Origin of the sequence: Carnobacterium maltaromaticum DSM 20342 (assembly GCF_000744945.1) — a bacterium.
In the GTDB taxonomy this organism is placed as follows: Bacteria; Bacillota; Bacilli; order Lactobacillales; family Carnobacteriaceae; genus Carnobacterium; species Carnobacterium maltaromaticum.
The window spans coordinates 1788977-1805838 of the sequence record NZ_JQMX01000001.1 but is presented as its reverse complement, the minus strand read 5'-3'; the positions used below and the strand labels follow the sequence as shown (position 1 = coordinate 1805838).

Below are 16862 nucleotides of genomic sequence, written 5' to 3'. Positions count from 1 at the left end.
TGTAGGAGGCGAGATGGACAAATGAGTACAACAATTAAAATTAAAAATGTTCTTAAAAAATATGGAGAAAGCGTTGTGATTCCCGATTTATCTGTTGAAATTAAACCCAGTGAATTTTTTACTTTACTGGGTCCATCTGGGTGCGGGAAAACAACTTTATTGCGGATGGTGGCAGGTTTTAACAGTATTGAAGGAGGCGATATTTGTTTTAATGAAACGAAAATTAATCATGTAACTCCACAAAATCGGAATATTGGCATGGTTTTCCAGAATTATGCTATTTTTCCGCATTTAACAGTGAAACAAAATATCGCTTTTGGTTTGCAAAATAGAAAAATAAAAATAGCCAAAGATGAGATTGAGAAGAAAGTTGAAAAAATGATGGATGTCGTTCAAATCCAAAAATTTAAAGACCGCTTACCTGAAAATTTATCAGGAGGTCAACAACAAAGAATTGCATTAGCACGAGCAATTGTTATTGAACCTAGTGTTCTTTTAATGGATGAACCGTTATCGAATTTAGATGCTAAGTTGCGAGTTGATATGCGAAATGCGATTCGAAATATTCAAAAAGAAGTTGGTATCACAACTATTTACGTGACTCATGATCAAGAAGAAGCGATGGCTGTTTCTGATCGAATTGCGGTGATGAATTTAGGGAGTATTCAACATGTTGGAACACCGCAAAATATTTATCATCGTCCGGCCAATGTATTTGTGGCTAATTTTATTGGTCGAACCAATATTATTGAACGTGAACTGAATATGGAAGGAACAGTAGGATGTTTACATTTAGATCAGGACAATAGTGTACAGATAATGAACTTAGCGGATCCAAAAAATAGACAATCTGGTAAGGTGAAAGTTTCGATTAGACCCGAAGAGTTTGTAATTGTCGAAGATGGCTTGGGAATTCGGGCTAAGGTCTTAAATAATATGTTTTTAGGTTTAAATACCCACTATAATGTGGAATTAGCTAGTGGTGAACAAGTTGAAATTATTCAGGAATCAACACTTGAAAAAGTCATTGAACCTGGAACTTGGATTGGTTTACACATTAAAAAAGATAAAATTAACCTTTTTGATAGTCAAACGGAAGTGAATTTGACAAAAGGAGTGGTAAATGATGTTTGGTAAAGGGCAAAAAAAAGATGTTTGGACGTATATTACTATTGGCATCTTCTTACTTTATTTAATTTTATTGGTTCTGCCATTATTTACCTTATTAAAAGCAGGCTTTACAAATCCTGATGGGACCGGATTTTCCGTTGCTTATTTTACTAAATTTTTTGGTAAAAACTATTATTACGATGCTTTATTTAACAGTTTAAAAGTCACGATTTCAGTTACGCTATTAGCCGTGGTTTTAGCAACACCGTTAGCTTATATTATGACAACGGTGAAAATTAAAGGCAAAGTATTTTTGCAAATTCTAATCTTGATTTCTTCAATGGCTCCGCCTTTTATTGGTGCTTACTCTTGGATTTTATTATTAGGCCGAAATGGTGCAATTACAAAATTTATTTCAAGTATGTTTGGTGTGAAGGTCCCTGATATTTATGGGTTTACAGGAATTGTAATTGTGTTAACTCTACAATTAGTTCCATTAATCTATATGTATTTGATGGGAGCTCTAAAGAGCATTGATAATTCTATTATTGAAGCGGCTGAAAGCATGGGTTGTACAGGAATTAAAAAAATGGTGAAAGTTATTTTCCCATTAATTATGCCAACTCTTTTAGCCGGGGCGTTATTAGTCTTTATGCGTGCTCTAGCTGATTTTGGAACACCGATGTTAATTGGGGAAGGCTATCGTACAGTGCCAGTTTTAATATTTAATGAGTTTATTAGCGAAATGGGTGGCGATGATGGTTTTGCAGCAGCAATTAGTGTAATTGTCATTGTTTTTGCGATTGCGGTCTTCTTGATTCAAAAATATATTAGCAATCGTAAATCCTTTTCAATGAACGCTTTGCATCCGATGGAAGCTAAAAAAGCAAAAGGAATCCGAAATATTCTTGCTCATACCTATATTTATGGCTTTATTGTGGCGGCGATTGCTCCGCAATTGTATGTGATTTATACAGCTTTTTTGAAAACTTCCGGACGAATATTTATCAAAGGTTATTCGCTAGATAGCTTTAGGTTAGCCTTTGATCGTTCTGGTGACGCGATTAAGAATACTTTTTCATTGGCGATTGCTTCGATTGTGATTGTCGTGTTCTTAGCTATTTTAATTGCGTATGTAACCGTTAGAAGAAAAAATACCTTAACAAATGGGCTCGATATTGTTACAATGATTCCCTACATCGTTCCAGGTTCTGTGATGGGAATTGCTTTGTTATTGACTTTTAATAAACCACCTTTATTATTAAGTGGGACAGCATTGATTTTAATTGTATCGTATGTAATCAGACGTTTGCCTTATACGATTCGTTCAAGCGCTGCGATTGTGCATCAAATTAGCCCTAGTATTGAAGAAGCTTCTGTCAGTTTAGGAGCATCCAATTTAAAAACATTCTTTAGGGTGACTTTTCCAATGATGCTTCCAGGTGTTATTTCAGGTGCTATTTTAAGTTGGGTAACCATTATCACAGAGTTAAGCACAACGATTATTTTGTATACAGCTAAAACACGGACGATGTCTGTGGCTATTTATACAGAAGTTATTCGTGGGAATTATGGAACTGCAGCCGCGTTGTCAACGATTTTAACACTAATTACAGTTAGTTCGTTATTACTATTCTTCAAGTTAACGGGTAAAAAAGAAATTTCAATTTAAATATAGATAATGAGGGATTGATGATGGATAAGAAACAACATAAATTCAAAGAAAAAACCCGACTTCTTTTTTTGAAGTATACGTTTATTCCGATTGTTTTCTTATTCGTTATTTTTGGGATTAGCATATTCTCTTATGCTAGTTGGAAAGTTCGTAATGATACGGTAAAGGCTAGCCAGGAAACAATGCTAGCTTTTAATCGTGTCTTAGCTACATATGAAAAAGAAATGATACGCATGGCGAACAATGAATATGTTTTAGATTATTTAACCCAACAGAAAAAGAGTAATTTAGTTTTTGAAGAGTTTTACGGATTTAATTTGCAACAAGAAGTTAAAAGTATTTTCCATCTTGTTGATATGAAAGGGTTTTCTCTAACGTCATCTTCATCTGAGGATTACCTTGCGAATGAAATTCCAAGTTATCGTTTAAAGCGTTGGAAAAATCCGAAGCAGATGGTAATTGATGTTCAAACAAATTATTTTTCTTATAATAAAGTCACTGGATTAACCTTAATCCAACCTGTCGGAAAAGATGGGGAAATTGTTGGTTATTTAATTTATCGTTTATATGATGAGGATTTTCAAAAACTATTATTTGGAAAGAATGTTGATATTGTTGTAATAGCGGATCAATATGAACGCATTATTGCTACAACGAGTAACCGTGTCAAAGGACTGATGGGCAAATTCAGTGTAGACGAAAGGGAAGGCAATGAGATCTTGCTTGATAGTAAAAAGTATATTCTGGCAGAAAATCAGGACTCTCTCTATGGAGTTCAGGTGAAAACCTTAATCCAGAAACCGAATTATCAAGAAGTACTTGTTTCTTATTTATTGCTGACGACTATTAGTAGCTTAGTTCTTTATTTTCTAGTCAATTATTTAGCTAAAAAAATGTCAGAGCGCAATAGTCAGTCGGTGAGTGTTTTAATGTCGGGTTTAGATAGTTTAAAAACAGGTGAGTTAACTAATTTTGTTGAAATCAAGACAGGTGATGAATTTGAAGAATTAGCGGATCACTATAATAAAATGCTTAAAAACTTAAATCAATTGTTATTACGAAATGAAGAGCTCACCTATGTTTTACAGCGTGATGAAATTAAATTTTTACAAAGCCAATTTAATCCTCATTTTTTATTTAATATGCTAGAAACGATTCGCTATACGATGGTTTCTGATCAAGATAAGGCACAACGCATCATTTTAACTTTAGCCCGTTTGTTGCGTTATAGTATTCACCAAGGTCAAAATTGGGAAATTTTGCAAAAGGATATGGACTATATTTCTGATTATTTAGCTTTGCATCAATACCGTTATAACAATCGATTAACCTATCAAATTGACCTCGATCCAAGTTTGACGAAAGTTGAAATTCCTAAGCTGCTATTACAGCCAATTGTAGAAAATTCGATTAAATATGGGTACCAAAATCAAACTAATTTAACAATTAAAATATCTGTTCAAGCGCAACAAGACAAAATTTGGATTACAGTAGAAGATGATGGACCAGGTATTGCTACTAAACAATTATCCGAAATCGAAGCTAATTTGCGCCAAGAAATAATCAACTTAAGTAGTATAGGGTTATACAATACAGACCGGAAAATTAAACTGATTTATGGCGAAAAATATGGACTGAAAATTAAGAGCACATTGGGTTTGGGCACAATTGTCCAAATTGAATTGCCGTTAATAAAGGATGATGGGGATGTTTAAAGTATTGATTATTGAAGATGAGGATATTATCCGAGAAGGCTTGAAATTTAGTTTAGACTGGGGAAAAGAAAACTGTCAGATTGTCGGAGAAGCTGCTAATGGAGTAGAAGCACTGGAAAAAATAACTAAATTGAAACCCGATATTTTATTACTAGATTTAAATATGCCGTTAAAAAATGGCTTGATGGTTCTAAAAGAAAGCTATCAAACAGCGTTATACAGCACGATTATTATCTCAGGATATGATGATTTTGAAAAAGCGAAGGAGGCAATTAAGTACGGGGTTACAGAGTATTTATTGAAGCCAGTAGATCATGAAGAACTGATTGTTGCATTGAGAAAAGCGCGAGAAGCAATTGAGTTAAAGCAACAATATCAATTTTTACAAGAGAAATTAAATGGAGTAGAAGATTTAGACATTCTTGATTTTAAGCGAATTACAAATCGTCATAAATTATCAAAAGAAGTTGCACGCTTAATCAGTTTTATTGAAGAAGAGTACAGCCAAAAAATTCGATTACAAGACTTAGTTTTTGAGTTGAATCGTAGTAAAACTTATTTAAATCAAAAGTTTAAGTTAGAAACAGGCTATACATTCAATGAGTATTTAAATCGTTATCGAGTGTATCAAGCTATTTATCTTCTGAAAAATAGTGATGAGAAAATTAGTAGCATCGCGCTTGAGGTAGGTTTTAGCAATTATCGCTATTTTATTGATATATTCAAAAAATATACACAAGTATTGCCTAGCGATTTTGCAAGTTATTCAAAAGGCTATGTGCCAGAAGCATAAAAAAGGAGTCAAAACATGCCAAATAATGACAATGTTTTGACTCTTTTTATTCATTCATTAAGCTTTTTTAGCGACTTCTTTTTTAGCAATCGCTGGTAAAATCATACCTAGTGCAATAAAAATAATCGGTGTGATGATGTTTAAAGTAAATTGGAAAACCCATGCTTTTGGATCTGCAGCATAATCGATTTTCGGCACCATACCTAAGATACAAGCAAAGGCGGTAAAGAGGAAACACCAAGCGCCAATGACATATCCAATTTTATGATTTTTTACAAATTTGTACTCAGAAGAGAAATTTTTATGCAATTTGTTTAACATCATATAGGCAAAGAATACCCATAAATAACGAAGTGGCATCACAACAGCATTTAAATTCAGCAACCATTTATATAAATCATTCATACTACCAATCCCAATAGCAGGCACAATAATTAGAATACTAACTAAAATTCCGGTCATAGCGTAGCCATTGACTGGCGTACCTTTGCTATTTAATTTAGCTAATTTGCGTGGAATATATTCTTCATCAGCATCGCCAAGTAAGATTTTTAGCGGAGCATCGATTGAGAAGGCTAAGGCTGATATTTGAGCCATTGTATTGGCAATCGCATATAAAATCATAAAGAAGTTTCCAACTCCATAATAAGCACCTAATCGTTGAAAGGCGTCATATGCACCATTAGCCATTAAATCATCAGGAATGTTGTTACTATCAAATAGCATCCCCATTGCAAATGAACCCAATAAGGCACAAACAGCAACCATCGCTGCTAAAGCTAACATCCCTTTAGGAAATTCTTTAGATGGATTTTTTGTGTTGTTTACGTAAGGTGAAATTTTTTCAGCTCCACCAACTGCAAAGACTAACATTGATATTGTTGTGAAATAAGCAAAATTAAAAGTCGGTAAATAGGTTTTTATATCGCCCATATTTGGTGTGGCAAAAGATGCACCACGAAGAGCAGGAGCGGTTACAGCTAATAAAATAAATAATAAAGACATGACAAACATTGCCATTCCTGCAATACTACCAATTCTTTTTAAAGTGGTTAAACCCTTTGATGAAACCCATAGAAAGATTAAGAAAATGACTAAACTAATTAGAGATACAGTTAGGGCTGGTGTATCATTCACTAGATTTCCATTTTGTTTAAATGCCCAACCAAGAGCGATTAAAATTCCTTGTGGTTTTTGTGCTAAATAAGGAATATGCACCACCCAGTATGTCCAAGCAGCGTAATAAGCCAGCTTCTTAGTGGTTGTTTCTTTAATCCAGGTACTAACTCCCCCATTGCCATCTTTAAAAGTCGAACCTAGTTGACCGACAATTAATGCATATGGAACAAAGTATAAAAGCATAATTAAAATCCATGATGTAATAACTGAAATTCCTTGAGTTGCATAGTTGTTTACAACATTTCCTAGGCCCCAAACCGAAACAAAGGCAATTAAGGCCACGTTATACCAACGTAACTTTTTCTCTTCTTTCATTCAATGAATCGTCCTCTCTGTTTACAATTAAAATGAATCATATAAGTTCAAAGGATATCAAAAGATACCGTTTTTATCATAAACCGATTTATATAAGGAAACAACTATTTTCTTTGGTTTCTAACAGTTTGATTAGTCTTTGATTAAGGGATTGTTATTTAATGAACATGAATATTAATTAAACAAAATGAGGGTGTTTCTCTTTCGTATTGGGGTTATAAGTGGGATAATGAGAATAAAGCAAAAATAAGCTAGTTTTTCAGAATATTTTATAGAGGGTAAATAGGAATTTGGGGAGATAAAATCAATTAATATCGTTTTATCTATCACTATTCTTAATAAAAAGCGCTGATTAGTGTATAGGCTAGCCTTTGTAATTAGAGCTAACCGGCTCAACAAACTTTTTATTTAAGGAGGAAATTATGAAGAATAAAGGAATATGGTTACTTCAAGAAACAACTCCAGAACAATTGCAACGAGTGAAGGATTTAGCGCCGGATTATGAGGTTATTGATGGGTTTTCAGACTCAACTTTAAATTTTCCTGCAGCTGATATCGAAATAGTTTATGGCTGGAGTTCAGCAAAATCTGATTTTTTATTAGAAAATAAGGATAGTCACTTAAAATGGATTCAAGCAAAATCTGCAGGTGTGGATACCATGAATCTGTCTTTACTAAACGAAAAAAATATTATTTTGACGAATGCTAGCGGAATTCATGGTGTTCCTATCGCTGAGTCAGTTTTTGGTATGCTGTTAGCTGATACTAGAGGGATTAAAAAGGCTATCAATCAACAAACAAATAAAGTCTGGTCACAAACAGAAAGTTTAGTAGAGCTAAAGGGCAAAACTATGATGATTATTGGAATGGGCCAGGTTGGAAAAGAAGTTGCTCGTCTAGCGCAGGCTTTTGGATTAAATGTGATTGGTGTTAATCGAAGTGGAAATCCTGTAACAGAAGTCTCTGAAATTATTAAGCAAGATCAAATTCCAAAACATATTAAAAGAGCCGATTTTGTTGTTAATATTTTACCGTTAACTTCAGAAACAACCAATTACTATGATGATTCTTTTTTTACAAGCATGAAAAAAGGTGCTGGTTTTATTAATGTTGGAAGAGGGCCGTCTGTAGATACAGATGCTTTAATTCGCCAGATAAAAAATGGGCAGATTGGTTTTGCCGGTTTAGATGTTTTTAAAGAAGAACCTTTGGCAAAAGATAGTCCATTATGGGATTTACCAGAAGTCTTGATTACGCCCCATATTAGTGGAGTAGCTGAACATTTCAAGAAACGTTTATTTGCTATATTTGAAGAAAATCTTACGGCATATGTTGCCGGAGAAGAGTTGCCCCGGAATGTCATTGATTATAAACACAATTATTGAAAAAGCGGTAGTAAAGTAGAACAGAAACTCGTTTTCTGTTCTACTTTTTTATCATGGTTCTTGTTGCTTTAGCAACTTAGAACCATGATACGCATCCATCGAAGATGGACTGTGATCCTAAAATGTTGGTTTACTGAGGTTCTTGTTGCTTTAGCAACTTAGAACCATGATACGCATCCATCAAAGATGGACTGTGGTCCTAAAATGTTGGTTTACAGAGGTTCTTGTTGCTTTAGCAACTTAGAACCATGATACGCATCCATCAAAGATGGACTGTGGTCCTAAAATGTTGGTTTACAGAGGTTCTTGTTGCTTTAGCAACTTAGAACCATGATACACATCCATCAAAGATGGACTGTGATCCTAAAATGTTGGTTTACTGGGGTTCTTGTTGCTTTAGCAACTTAGAACCATGATACGCATCCATCAAAGATGGACTGTGGTCCTAAAATGTTGGTTTACTGAGGTTCTTGTTGCTTTAGCAACTTAGAACCATGATACGCATCCATCAAAGATGGACTGTGGTCCTAAAATGTTGGTTTACTGAGGTTCTTGTTGCTTTAGCAACTTAGAACCATGATACGCATCCATCAAAGATGGACTGTGATCCTAAAATGTTGGTTTATTTAAATAAATACAATATTGTACATGGATTCGTGAAGCGTAATGCTTTTAAATAAGGGTTTTAAAGAAATATGCTTCTACTTCATTTGTATTTTTTATCCAGATATAGAGGTTAAATTGACACAGATTTTTTTCGCTGTTATATTTCTAAAAGAGTCTTACTTAATACAACGCAAGGAATGTGTCTAATAGAAAGATAATGAGAAGGAGCAAATAAATAATGAAGAAAAAGAGTAGTTGGTTAGTGATTAGTTTTATTGCATTAAGTTTAGTTGTGGCAGGATGTACTGGAGGAAATAGTGATAAAGCCAGTAGTGCTGATAAGAAAGAAAAAAATGGTTGGGAGCAAATCAAAGAAAAAGGTGTGTTAACTGTAGCAACATCAGGAACCCTATTCCCTACTTCTTATTATGCAAAAGATGAAAAGGAATTAACTGGTTATGAAGTTGAAATCGTTAAGGAAATTGCCAAACGCTTAGATGTAAAAGTTAAATTTGTTGAAATGGGTTTTGATGGCATGTTGTCAGCTATTAATAGTGGGCAGGTGGATACAGCAGCGAATAATATTGATTTATCAGATAAGCGTAAAGAGAAATTTGCTTTTTCTGAGCCTTATAAATATTCATTTGCCAGTATGGTTGTACGTAAATCAGATCAATCTGGGATTCATTCTCTAGAAGATTTGAAAGGTAAAAAATCTGCGGGAGCAGCAACAACCACTTATATGAAAATTGCTGAAAAATTTGGAGCAGAGAGTGTCGTGTATGACAATGTAACTAACGATCAATATTTATTAGATGTAGCAAATGGTCGGACAGATGTCATCTTAAATGATTATTACTTGCAAAAAATGGCGACAGAAGCACTTCCAGAAATTCCAGTCGAAATTAACCCAGGATTATTTTATAATCCTAGTCAAGCTGGCTTAGTAATGAAAAAAGAAAATACTGAACTGAAAACTAAAGTGGATGATGCAATTACTGAAATGAAAAAAGATGGCACTCTAAAAAAATTATCTGAACAGTTTTTTGGTGGAGCAGATGTGTCAAAAGAAGCAGATGTGAAAATTACTAAAGTAGTCGAGGTAGAATAGGAGTCGAGAATATGAGCGGAATTCAATGGCAGTATATCTTTAATCCGAGTTTAGCGCTAGAAAGCTTACCGTTTATTTTACAAGGTTTGGGTTATACGCTTTGGATTTCAGTAGTAAGTATGACTTTTGGAACAATTTTAGGATTCTTTTTAGCACTATTTAGATTATCTAAATTTAAAGTATTAAACTTGTTAAGTCGTATATATATTTCCTTTATGCGAGGAACGCCTATGTTGGTTTTCTTATTTATTCTTTATTTTGGCTTTCCTTTTATTGGAATCAAGTTTGACGCTGTTACTGCAGCTGTGCTTGGCTTTAGTTTGCATAGTAGCGCCTATATCGCAGAGATATTACGTGCTTGTTTAAACTCGATTGATAAAGGGCAATGGGAGGCATCATATGCATTAGGTATGCCGTATTTTTTCATCATGCGCAAAATCATCTTACCGCAAGCTTTGCGGACTGCAATTGGACCCTTAAGTAATGTTTTGCTAGATTTGATTAAAGGAACTTCTTTAGCGGCAATGATTACAGTTCCTGAAATATTTCAACAAGCAAAGATTGTTGGTGGTCGAGAATTCGATTATATGACAATGTATATACTAGTGGCCTTGGTCTACTGGGGAATTTGTAGTCTATTCACCATTTTACAAACTATTTTGGAGAAAAAATTTTCTCTTTATACAAACTGACTAGCTGTTAAAAAGAGTAATTAGTAAAGGTAGCTAAAAGAAAGGACTATGAATTGTTTTTTCATAGTCCTTTCTTCTATTATCTAGTGGTTTTACGTTTAATTAAATCAAATTCTAAAGGCAATAAAGGTAGGTTTTTATATAATAGTTGATTAAAGATGATTGTAAAGGCATTTTGAGCTTGTTTAGCAATTGGGTAATCAATCGTGGTGATATCCAATAAACGTGAAATTTCAATATTATCAAAACCAACGACTGAAAAATCCGTTGGAATGTTGTAGCCTCGTCGACGAGCTTCTGCGACTAATCCTGCAGCAACAGCATCTGAACTAGTTGCAAAGCCATCTGGTTTGTCAGATTGTTCTGCATACCAATCAAGAATCGCTTCCCCGTCTTCGATGGAGTTTAAGCCTTTAAACTGTTGTTCAAGTTTTGGATCTAATTTATATTTTTGACAAAAGTCAGCGTAAGCTTGCATGCGGCTCTTGGTATTTAATCCTCGTGTACTGCCATATAAATTGGCAATGTTACGGCAACCAGAAGCATAAAGATGTTCTAAACCTAACATGTACCCTTGGTAATGGTTCATAAAGACAGAAGGAATGTGCTTTGAATCAACTCGTTGCCAAGTAACAATCGGGCCATATTTTGTGAAAGGTTCAAGTTGATCCCAATCATTTAAACGAATCACTAAAACTAAACCATCTAATTGTTTATGGCGCAGCATTTCAAAGGCATCTAATTCTTTTTGCTTGTCGCCACCAGTAATAAATAAAGTGACGTTATAGCCTTCTTTCTGAGCGGCTAACGTAAAGCTTCTTAGAAACACAGTCAAAGAGTCTGAAAAATCAGGTGCGATAATGCCTAACATTTTAGTCGTACCTGTTTTTAAAAATACAGCATTGCGATTAGGTACATAATCTAATTTTTTGATAACAGCTTCAACTTTAGCTCGAGTGTCATCGCTGACATAACCGTTGCGATTAATTACACGAGAAACAGTTGCTGAAGAAACACCAGCAATTTTAGCAATCTCATTAATATTAGCCATTTTTCACCCATCCCTTCAAACTATCTCTAGTATAGCAAAAAGCGAGCTTCAAATGTAGGGAGTTAGGCAGAATATATGGGAATAAGCCTTTAAATTGTGACAACTTTTTATGAATCTTTCATATAATAATAAAAAATTCTTGCCACAACAAAATAAAACAGCTATCATCTAATAGATATAGTAAAAAGTTAAAGGAGTGCTTTATGGATAAACGTTTGTCATTATCATCTTATATATTTATTGGATCAATGTTATTTGGACTTTTTTTTGGAGCTGGAAATTTAATTTTTCCCGTACATATGGGACAGGAAGCAGGCACAAATATTTTGCCAGCTACACTAGGTTTTCTTGTGACTGGCATTGGTTTACCTTTTTTAGGGGTTGTTGCGATTGGTGTTTCTAAAAGTGACGGGCTGTTTGATTTAGCCAGTCGTGTTCATCCAATCTATGGTATTTTTATGACTGTTGCCCTTTATATGACGATTGGACCATTCTTTGCTTTGCCAAGAACGGGAACTGTTTCGTATGAAATTGGAATCGCACCTTATTTACCAAGCCAATACCAAACAATAGGTTTACTGCTATTTACAGTGATTTTCTTTGCGATTGCGTTAGCTTTTTCAATGAAACCGACTAAAATTTTAATTTGGGTTGGGAAAATTTTGAATCCTCTTTTTCTTGTTTTTCTAGCTATTTTGATTGTTACTGCTTTTCTAAAACCAATGGGCGTAATTTCTGAAGCAGCGGTACATGGCAATTATGTTACCGAGCCATTTATTACAGGATTCACCCAAGGGTATAATACAATGGATGCATTAGCATCATTGGCTTTTGGGATTATTGTTGTTCAAACAATCAAGGGTCTAGGTGTTCGAAATCCTTCTAATATTGCGATTGATACGATTAAATCTGGAATTGTCAGTGTCATTTTAATGGCAGTTATCTACGGTAGTTTAGCTTATATTGGAGCGACTAGTGTAGGTCAATTTGAAGTATCTGAAAATGGTGGAATAGCGTTGGCACAAATTGCCCAACATTATTTTGGTTCGTTTGGTAGCGTATTGTTGGCTATTATTGTAACAGTCGCCTGTTTAAAAACTGCGATTGGACTAATCACCGCTTGTTCAGAAACATTTTGCGAAATGTTTCCCAATTCATTTAGCTACCGGACTTATGTCATTTTATTTACACTGTTAGCTTGTGGAATTGCAAATGTGGGCTTAACTAAGATTATTTCGTTATCAATACCTGTTTTAATGTTCTTATATCCTTTAGCAATTACCTTGATTTTCTTGGCACTATTGTCCCCATTATTTAAAAACCGCCAAGTTGTTTATGTAACGACAACGATATTCACTATTTTTGTCAGTATTGCTGATGGCTTAAATGCTTTGCCAGCTGGTATTAAATCAATTAGTTTTATCGATAATATTCTAGCATTCTACAGTCGCTATTTGCCTTTATTTGATATCGGTATGGGCTGGGTTTTCCCAGCAATTCTTGGTTTAATTATAGGTTGGATTATTAGCTTAGTAAAAAAACAAGAGCTACGTTTTTAATTAGTAAATCAACGTATGGAGTCTACATTTGAGAAAATGGCCTCCATACGTTTTTGATTTTATCCATTTTAATATAAAAAGTCCTTGAGCTTTACGTAACGTATAGGTGTAAGATAAGTTTTATCAGGAGGTGTTGGAGTTGGAATATACAGTTAAAAAATTAAGTGAACTAGCTGGAATCAGTGGTCGGACATTACGCTTTTATGATCAAATTGATTTATTAAAACCCAATAGAATCAATTCATCAGGTTACCGGATTTACGGTGGCAAAGAAGTCGATCGTTTGCAGCAAATTCTTTTTTATCGTAACTTAGGGTTGCCACTTGAAGAAATTAAAGAAGTATTGGATGCACCAAATTTCGATAGTGAAACAGCTTTAACCGCGCATTACCAACAGTTACTAGAACAACAACAGCAACTGAATAAATTAATTGCAACGGTTGAAAAAACGTTACAAGTGAAAAGAGGAATGAGTAGTATGACAGATAAAGAAAAATTTGAAGGCTTTAAAAAAGAGTTGATTGAGAAAAATGAGACGCAATATGGTGATGAAATTCGCGAAAAATATGGCAATAAAGCTGTAGAAGAATCAAATCAAAAAATGGCAAGTATGAGTAAAGAAAAATACGAAGCTTTTGAAAAATTGGGAAATGAATTGTTAGAAGAGCTTGAAGTTGCAATGAACGACCAGAATCCTCAGGGTACAGCAGGACAAAGAGTTGCTGCCTTACACAAGGAATGGTTAAGCTTTACTTGGGGAAGTTATTCTAAAGAAGCACATCGCGGTTTGGCCGAAATGTATGTTTCAGATCCACGATTTACGGCTTACTATGATGAAAAGGCTGGAGACGGCGCGGCTAGTTATTTACGTGATGCAATTGTAGCCTACACGAAATAAAAAAAACAGAGTAGAAAATCTACTCTGTTTTTTTGACTAGATATACCTAAGTCCTTGTGATTACTTTTAAATTAGTTAGAATTTTTATTGATGAAAGCTACAAATGAATCTGCAATAGTTTGTAGGAAGCCAACTGATGCAGGTACTACTTTTCCATCTTCGCCAATTGCTTTAGATGCATCAATATAAAGTTCAGGTTGAGCCATAACTGGACTATCGCCAAACACTAATGATTGACGGATTTGGTGGTTGGCTAATGCACCAGAAATACCTGCTGGAGAAACTGAACCAACAAGAACTGGTTTACCTGGCCAAACACTTTCGCCCCAAGGACGAGAACCAACGTCGATAGCATTTTTCAATGATGCTGGCATACCGCGGTTATATTCTGGAGTTATAAATATATATGCATCTTGCTCTTTCATTTCTTTACGGAAACGATTATAGCTTTCGACACCATCTATTTCTAAATCTTCATTGTATACTGGTAAATCACCAATTTCAATAAAAGATACTGTGTAATCAGCTGGGAATAATTCAGCTAATTGTTTTGCTACAATTTTGTTTAAAGAATCTTTACGTAAACTTCCTACTAAAATCCCGATTTTTTTTGTCATAATTAATTACCTCCGAATAAATTATTTTTTTTATCTTGTAAATGAATTATACCTCCTTTACTTACTTTTTACAAGTAAAATGTTTTAATTTTTTTTCTCTGGGAATTTCAGACTGATTTAGCGCCTATTTTCTCAAGTTGAGCTTATGTTAGTTGAACTGTCAAAAATTAAAAGAGAACATAAAAATAATCATTAAATGGATGGTTTATTTACAGATGATGAAACAAAAGCTTCTTTTCTAAGATATTAAATCATGCTAATATCATTATTTTTTGTATTGGTAGATGAATTATAATGTCATTTTAGATTGATGGGCGAGTAAAGTTGGTAGAAAGAAGTCCATAAAGAGTTACTTTTTATTTGTTGAAATTCTATACTTTTAAATATAAAATTGGTAAATAGAGGTGATAGTTTTGGTAAATAAATTTAAGTATACGCTTATATGTTTATCTATAGGAGTACTCATTTCGTTATTATTTGTATTTAAGATTGATGAAAAAGGATTTTTAATATCTGTTACAAATGTTTTATCGTTATTGATTTTTAAAACGGATTCTTTGTATAATCTGGTTTTTAGTCAATCAATAGCTGTACAGAATATGATTTATGGAGTGACCAACGTACTCTCTGTAATGATCTTTGGCCTATTAATAGATTTTTTTAGAGACGTAAAAAAAAGATAGAAAAAAGTGGTGAAAATCAATTATCGATTTTCACCACTTTTTTTCTTTTTAATAGGAGCAAATCGCTACATGAGAAGTTCCATTTAAGGATACATTATATAACGCGATGATAATAATATACCCTTCTTGATTGCGAAACAAATCGCAAGCGTATTTCATCAGTTTTAGTTATTATTATCAACACATATATTAATTATATTGTTAGGAGTATTTTTTATAATTCAGATTGAACCTAATTTAGAATGTATTTTATTTGATTAAATGCTCGATCATTGTATAAAAAATAAAAGGCATGCAATGATATCAACTATCAAGCATACCTTTTTCGTGTTTAGATGGTTTAAATCGCTTACCAGTGCCCTGTATTGCCAAATGTAGAAATAGATGGTGGATTAAGAATCAAATCGTCGATATTCATAATATTACCCTCCTTTTTAAATAAAAAAACATTTCTCTTTCCTAATAATAAAACATAAGCTACAATTAGGCAAGGAGATATAAAGAATAAGGGGGAAAAAAATTGAAAAGTTTAGGGGAAGCTATTAAAGCAGGTCGATTGAAAAAAAACATGACGCAACAAGAATTAGCTGAAGGTATTTGTACGCAGGCAACAATCAGTAATATAGAAAAGGCTGGTAAGATTCCAGCAATTACCTTACTTTTAGCGATTGCAGATCGTTTGGATATTGATATTGATGAGCTTTATTATTTAATGGGCGAAAATACAACGAAAAATGGCAAAATAATGAAGAAAGTTAAAGTTTTATGTAGTCAATCAAATCACAAAGAAGCAGCAGCTTTACTTAAAGAAATTAATGAAGCAGAATTAGAAACAATAAATGAAAAAAAGGAATATTACTACTATAAAGGTATTACTAGTTTAGTGGCATTTCATAATTTCTCAGATGCACTTTTTTACTTTAACTTGTCTAATGATACTCAAGGAGAAGGCTACATATCTATTTATGATGTCTTGGGATTGAGTGGCGTTTCAATTGCTTACTCGATGAATGACGAAGATGAAAAAGCCTTGGTATACACAGAAAGAACCTTGAATACTCTTGATGAGTTTGTAGCTGAAGGCTATGAAAAAAGTGATACAAATGATATCGTTAGAACCTATTTTAACTCTGCAAAAATATATTCCAAAATGAAAAACTATGAAAAAGCTGTGAGTTTAAGTTCAATGGGAATTGCTTTGCAGCAATTGGATGATAGTATGAATGGGCTGGAATACTTAATGTATGAGAAGGCTTATAATCTACAACAATTAGAACAAGTTACTGAAGCTGAAAAGTTCTATTTCTTTGCAGCGGCAATGGCTATGATGAATAAAAATAATGAAGTGATAGAAACAGTTAAAAGTGATATAAAACTTTACAATGTCTCCCACTTTATGTACTAGTTTCACTTGTATAATTGTATCGATCATGTACACAAATATATATTGATAGAAACGCTAAAAACACTCCA

The 16862-nt window shown here is 33.7% G+C and carries 13 protein-coding genes; 10 read left to right on the top strand and 3 right to left on the bottom strand.

The features are described from left to right. Nucleotides 1-21 precede the first annotated feature (21 nt). From BR77_RS08660 to BR77_RS08645, 4 genes are read left to right on the top strand one after another with little or no spacing between them, the layout of a single operon-like run. The gene (locus tag BR77_RS08660; RefSeq protein ID WP_015075486.1) at nt 22-1137 is read left to right on the top strand and encodes an ABC transporter ATP-binding protein; all 1116 of its coding nucleotides are present in this window, start codon (nt 22-24) and stop codon (nt 1135-1137) included. Beyond that, complete coding sequence (locus BR77_RS08655) at nt 1127-2782, top strand: ABC transporter permease (RefSeq protein WP_015075487.1); 1656 nt, start codon at nt 1127-1129, stop codon at nt 2780-2782. The genes BR77_RS08660 and BR77_RS08655 overlap by 11 nt, the downstream gene beginning before the upstream one ends. A 23-nt stretch (nt 2783-2805) precedes the next feature. Beyond that, complete coding sequence (locus tag BR77_RS08650; protein WP_144060821.1) at nt 2806-4500, top strand: sensor histidine kinase; 1695 nt, start codon at nt 2806-2808, stop codon at nt 4498-4500. Continuing rightward, complete coding sequence (locus tag BR77_RS08645) at nt 4493-5293, top strand: response regulator transcription factor (protein ID WP_015075489.1); 801 nt, start codon at nt 4493-4495, stop codon at nt 5291-5293. Before BR77_RS08650 ends, BR77_RS08645 begins: the two co-directional genes overlap by 8 nt. A gap of 57 nt (nt 5294-5350) precedes the next feature. Here BR77_RS08645 and BR77_RS08640 read toward each other — a convergent pair whose 3' ends face one another. After that, on the bottom strand, nt 5351-6787 hold the full coding sequence (locus BR77_RS08640) for an amino acid permease (RefSeq protein ID WP_015075490.1): 1437 nt from the start codon (nt 6785-6787) through the stop codon (nt 5351-5353). A gap of 422 nt (nt 6788-7209) precedes the next feature. Between BR77_RS08640 and BR77_RS08635 the strand changes: the two genes are divergently transcribed. The 3 genes from BR77_RS08635 (at nt 7210) to BR77_RS08625 (ending at nt 10581) form a co-directional block, all read left to right on the top strand. Continuing rightward, nucleotides 7210-8172 (top strand): phosphoglycerate dehydrogenase, encoded by a 963-nt coding sequence (locus tag BR77_RS08635; RefSeq protein ID WP_015075491.1) that lies wholly within the window; start codon nt 7210-7212, stop codon nt 8170-8172. Between the two features lie 844 nt (nt 8173-9016). Beyond that, on the top strand, nt 9017-9889 hold the full coding sequence (locus BR77_RS08630) for a transporter substrate-binding domain-containing protein (protein ID WP_015075492.1): 873 nt from the start codon (nt 9017-9019) through the stop codon (nt 9887-9889). 11 nt (nt 9890-9900) lie between these two features. Continuing rightward, on the top strand, nt 9901-10581 hold the full coding sequence (locus BR77_RS08625; protein ID WP_035064610.1) for an amino acid ABC transporter permease: 681 nt from the start codon (nt 9901-9903) through the stop codon (nt 10579-10581). A 79-nt stretch (nt 10582-10660) separates the two neighbouring features. On the opposite strand, the gene BR77_RS08620 is transcribed toward BR77_RS08625, so the two are convergent. Then, nucleotides 10661-11632 (bottom strand): LacI family DNA-binding transcriptional regulator, encoded by a 972-nt coding sequence (locus BR77_RS08620; RefSeq protein ID WP_015075494.1) that lies wholly within the window; start codon nt 11630-11632, stop codon nt 10661-10663. A 203-nt stretch (nt 11633-11835) separates the two neighbouring features. Here BR77_RS08620 and brnQ point away from each other — a divergent pair, with 203 nt between their 5' ends. Next, nucleotides 11836-13191: a branched-chain amino acid transport system II carrier protein gene (gene brnQ, locus BR77_RS08615; protein ID WP_035064607.1), complete on the top strand. Its 1356-nt coding sequence runs from the start codon at nt 11836-11838 to the stop codon at nt 13189-13191. A gap of 139 nt (nt 13192-13330) precedes the next feature. Next, nucleotides 13331-14089 (top strand): MerR family transcriptional regulator, encoded by a 759-nt coding sequence (locus BR77_RS08610; protein WP_015075496.1) that lies wholly within the window; start codon nt 13331-13333, stop codon nt 14087-14089. 71 nt (nt 14090-14160) lie between these two features. Here the strand turns inward: BR77_RS08610 and BR77_RS08605 are convergent, their stop codons facing one another. Further along, nucleotides 14161-14706: an NADPH-dependent FMN reductase gene (locus tag BR77_RS08605; RefSeq protein WP_010054427.1), complete on the bottom strand. Its 546-nt coding sequence runs from the start codon at nt 14704-14706 to the stop codon at nt 14161-14163. A gap of 1203 nt (nt 14707-15909) precedes the next feature. Here BR77_RS08605 and BR77_RS08595 point away from each other — a divergent pair. Continuing rightward, nucleotides 15910-16794: a helix-turn-helix domain-containing protein gene (locus BR77_RS08595; protein WP_035064599.1), complete on the top strand. Its 885-nt coding sequence runs from the start codon at nt 15910-15912 to the stop codon at nt 16792-16794. The last annotated feature ends 68 nt before the right edge of the window (nt 16795-16862 follow it).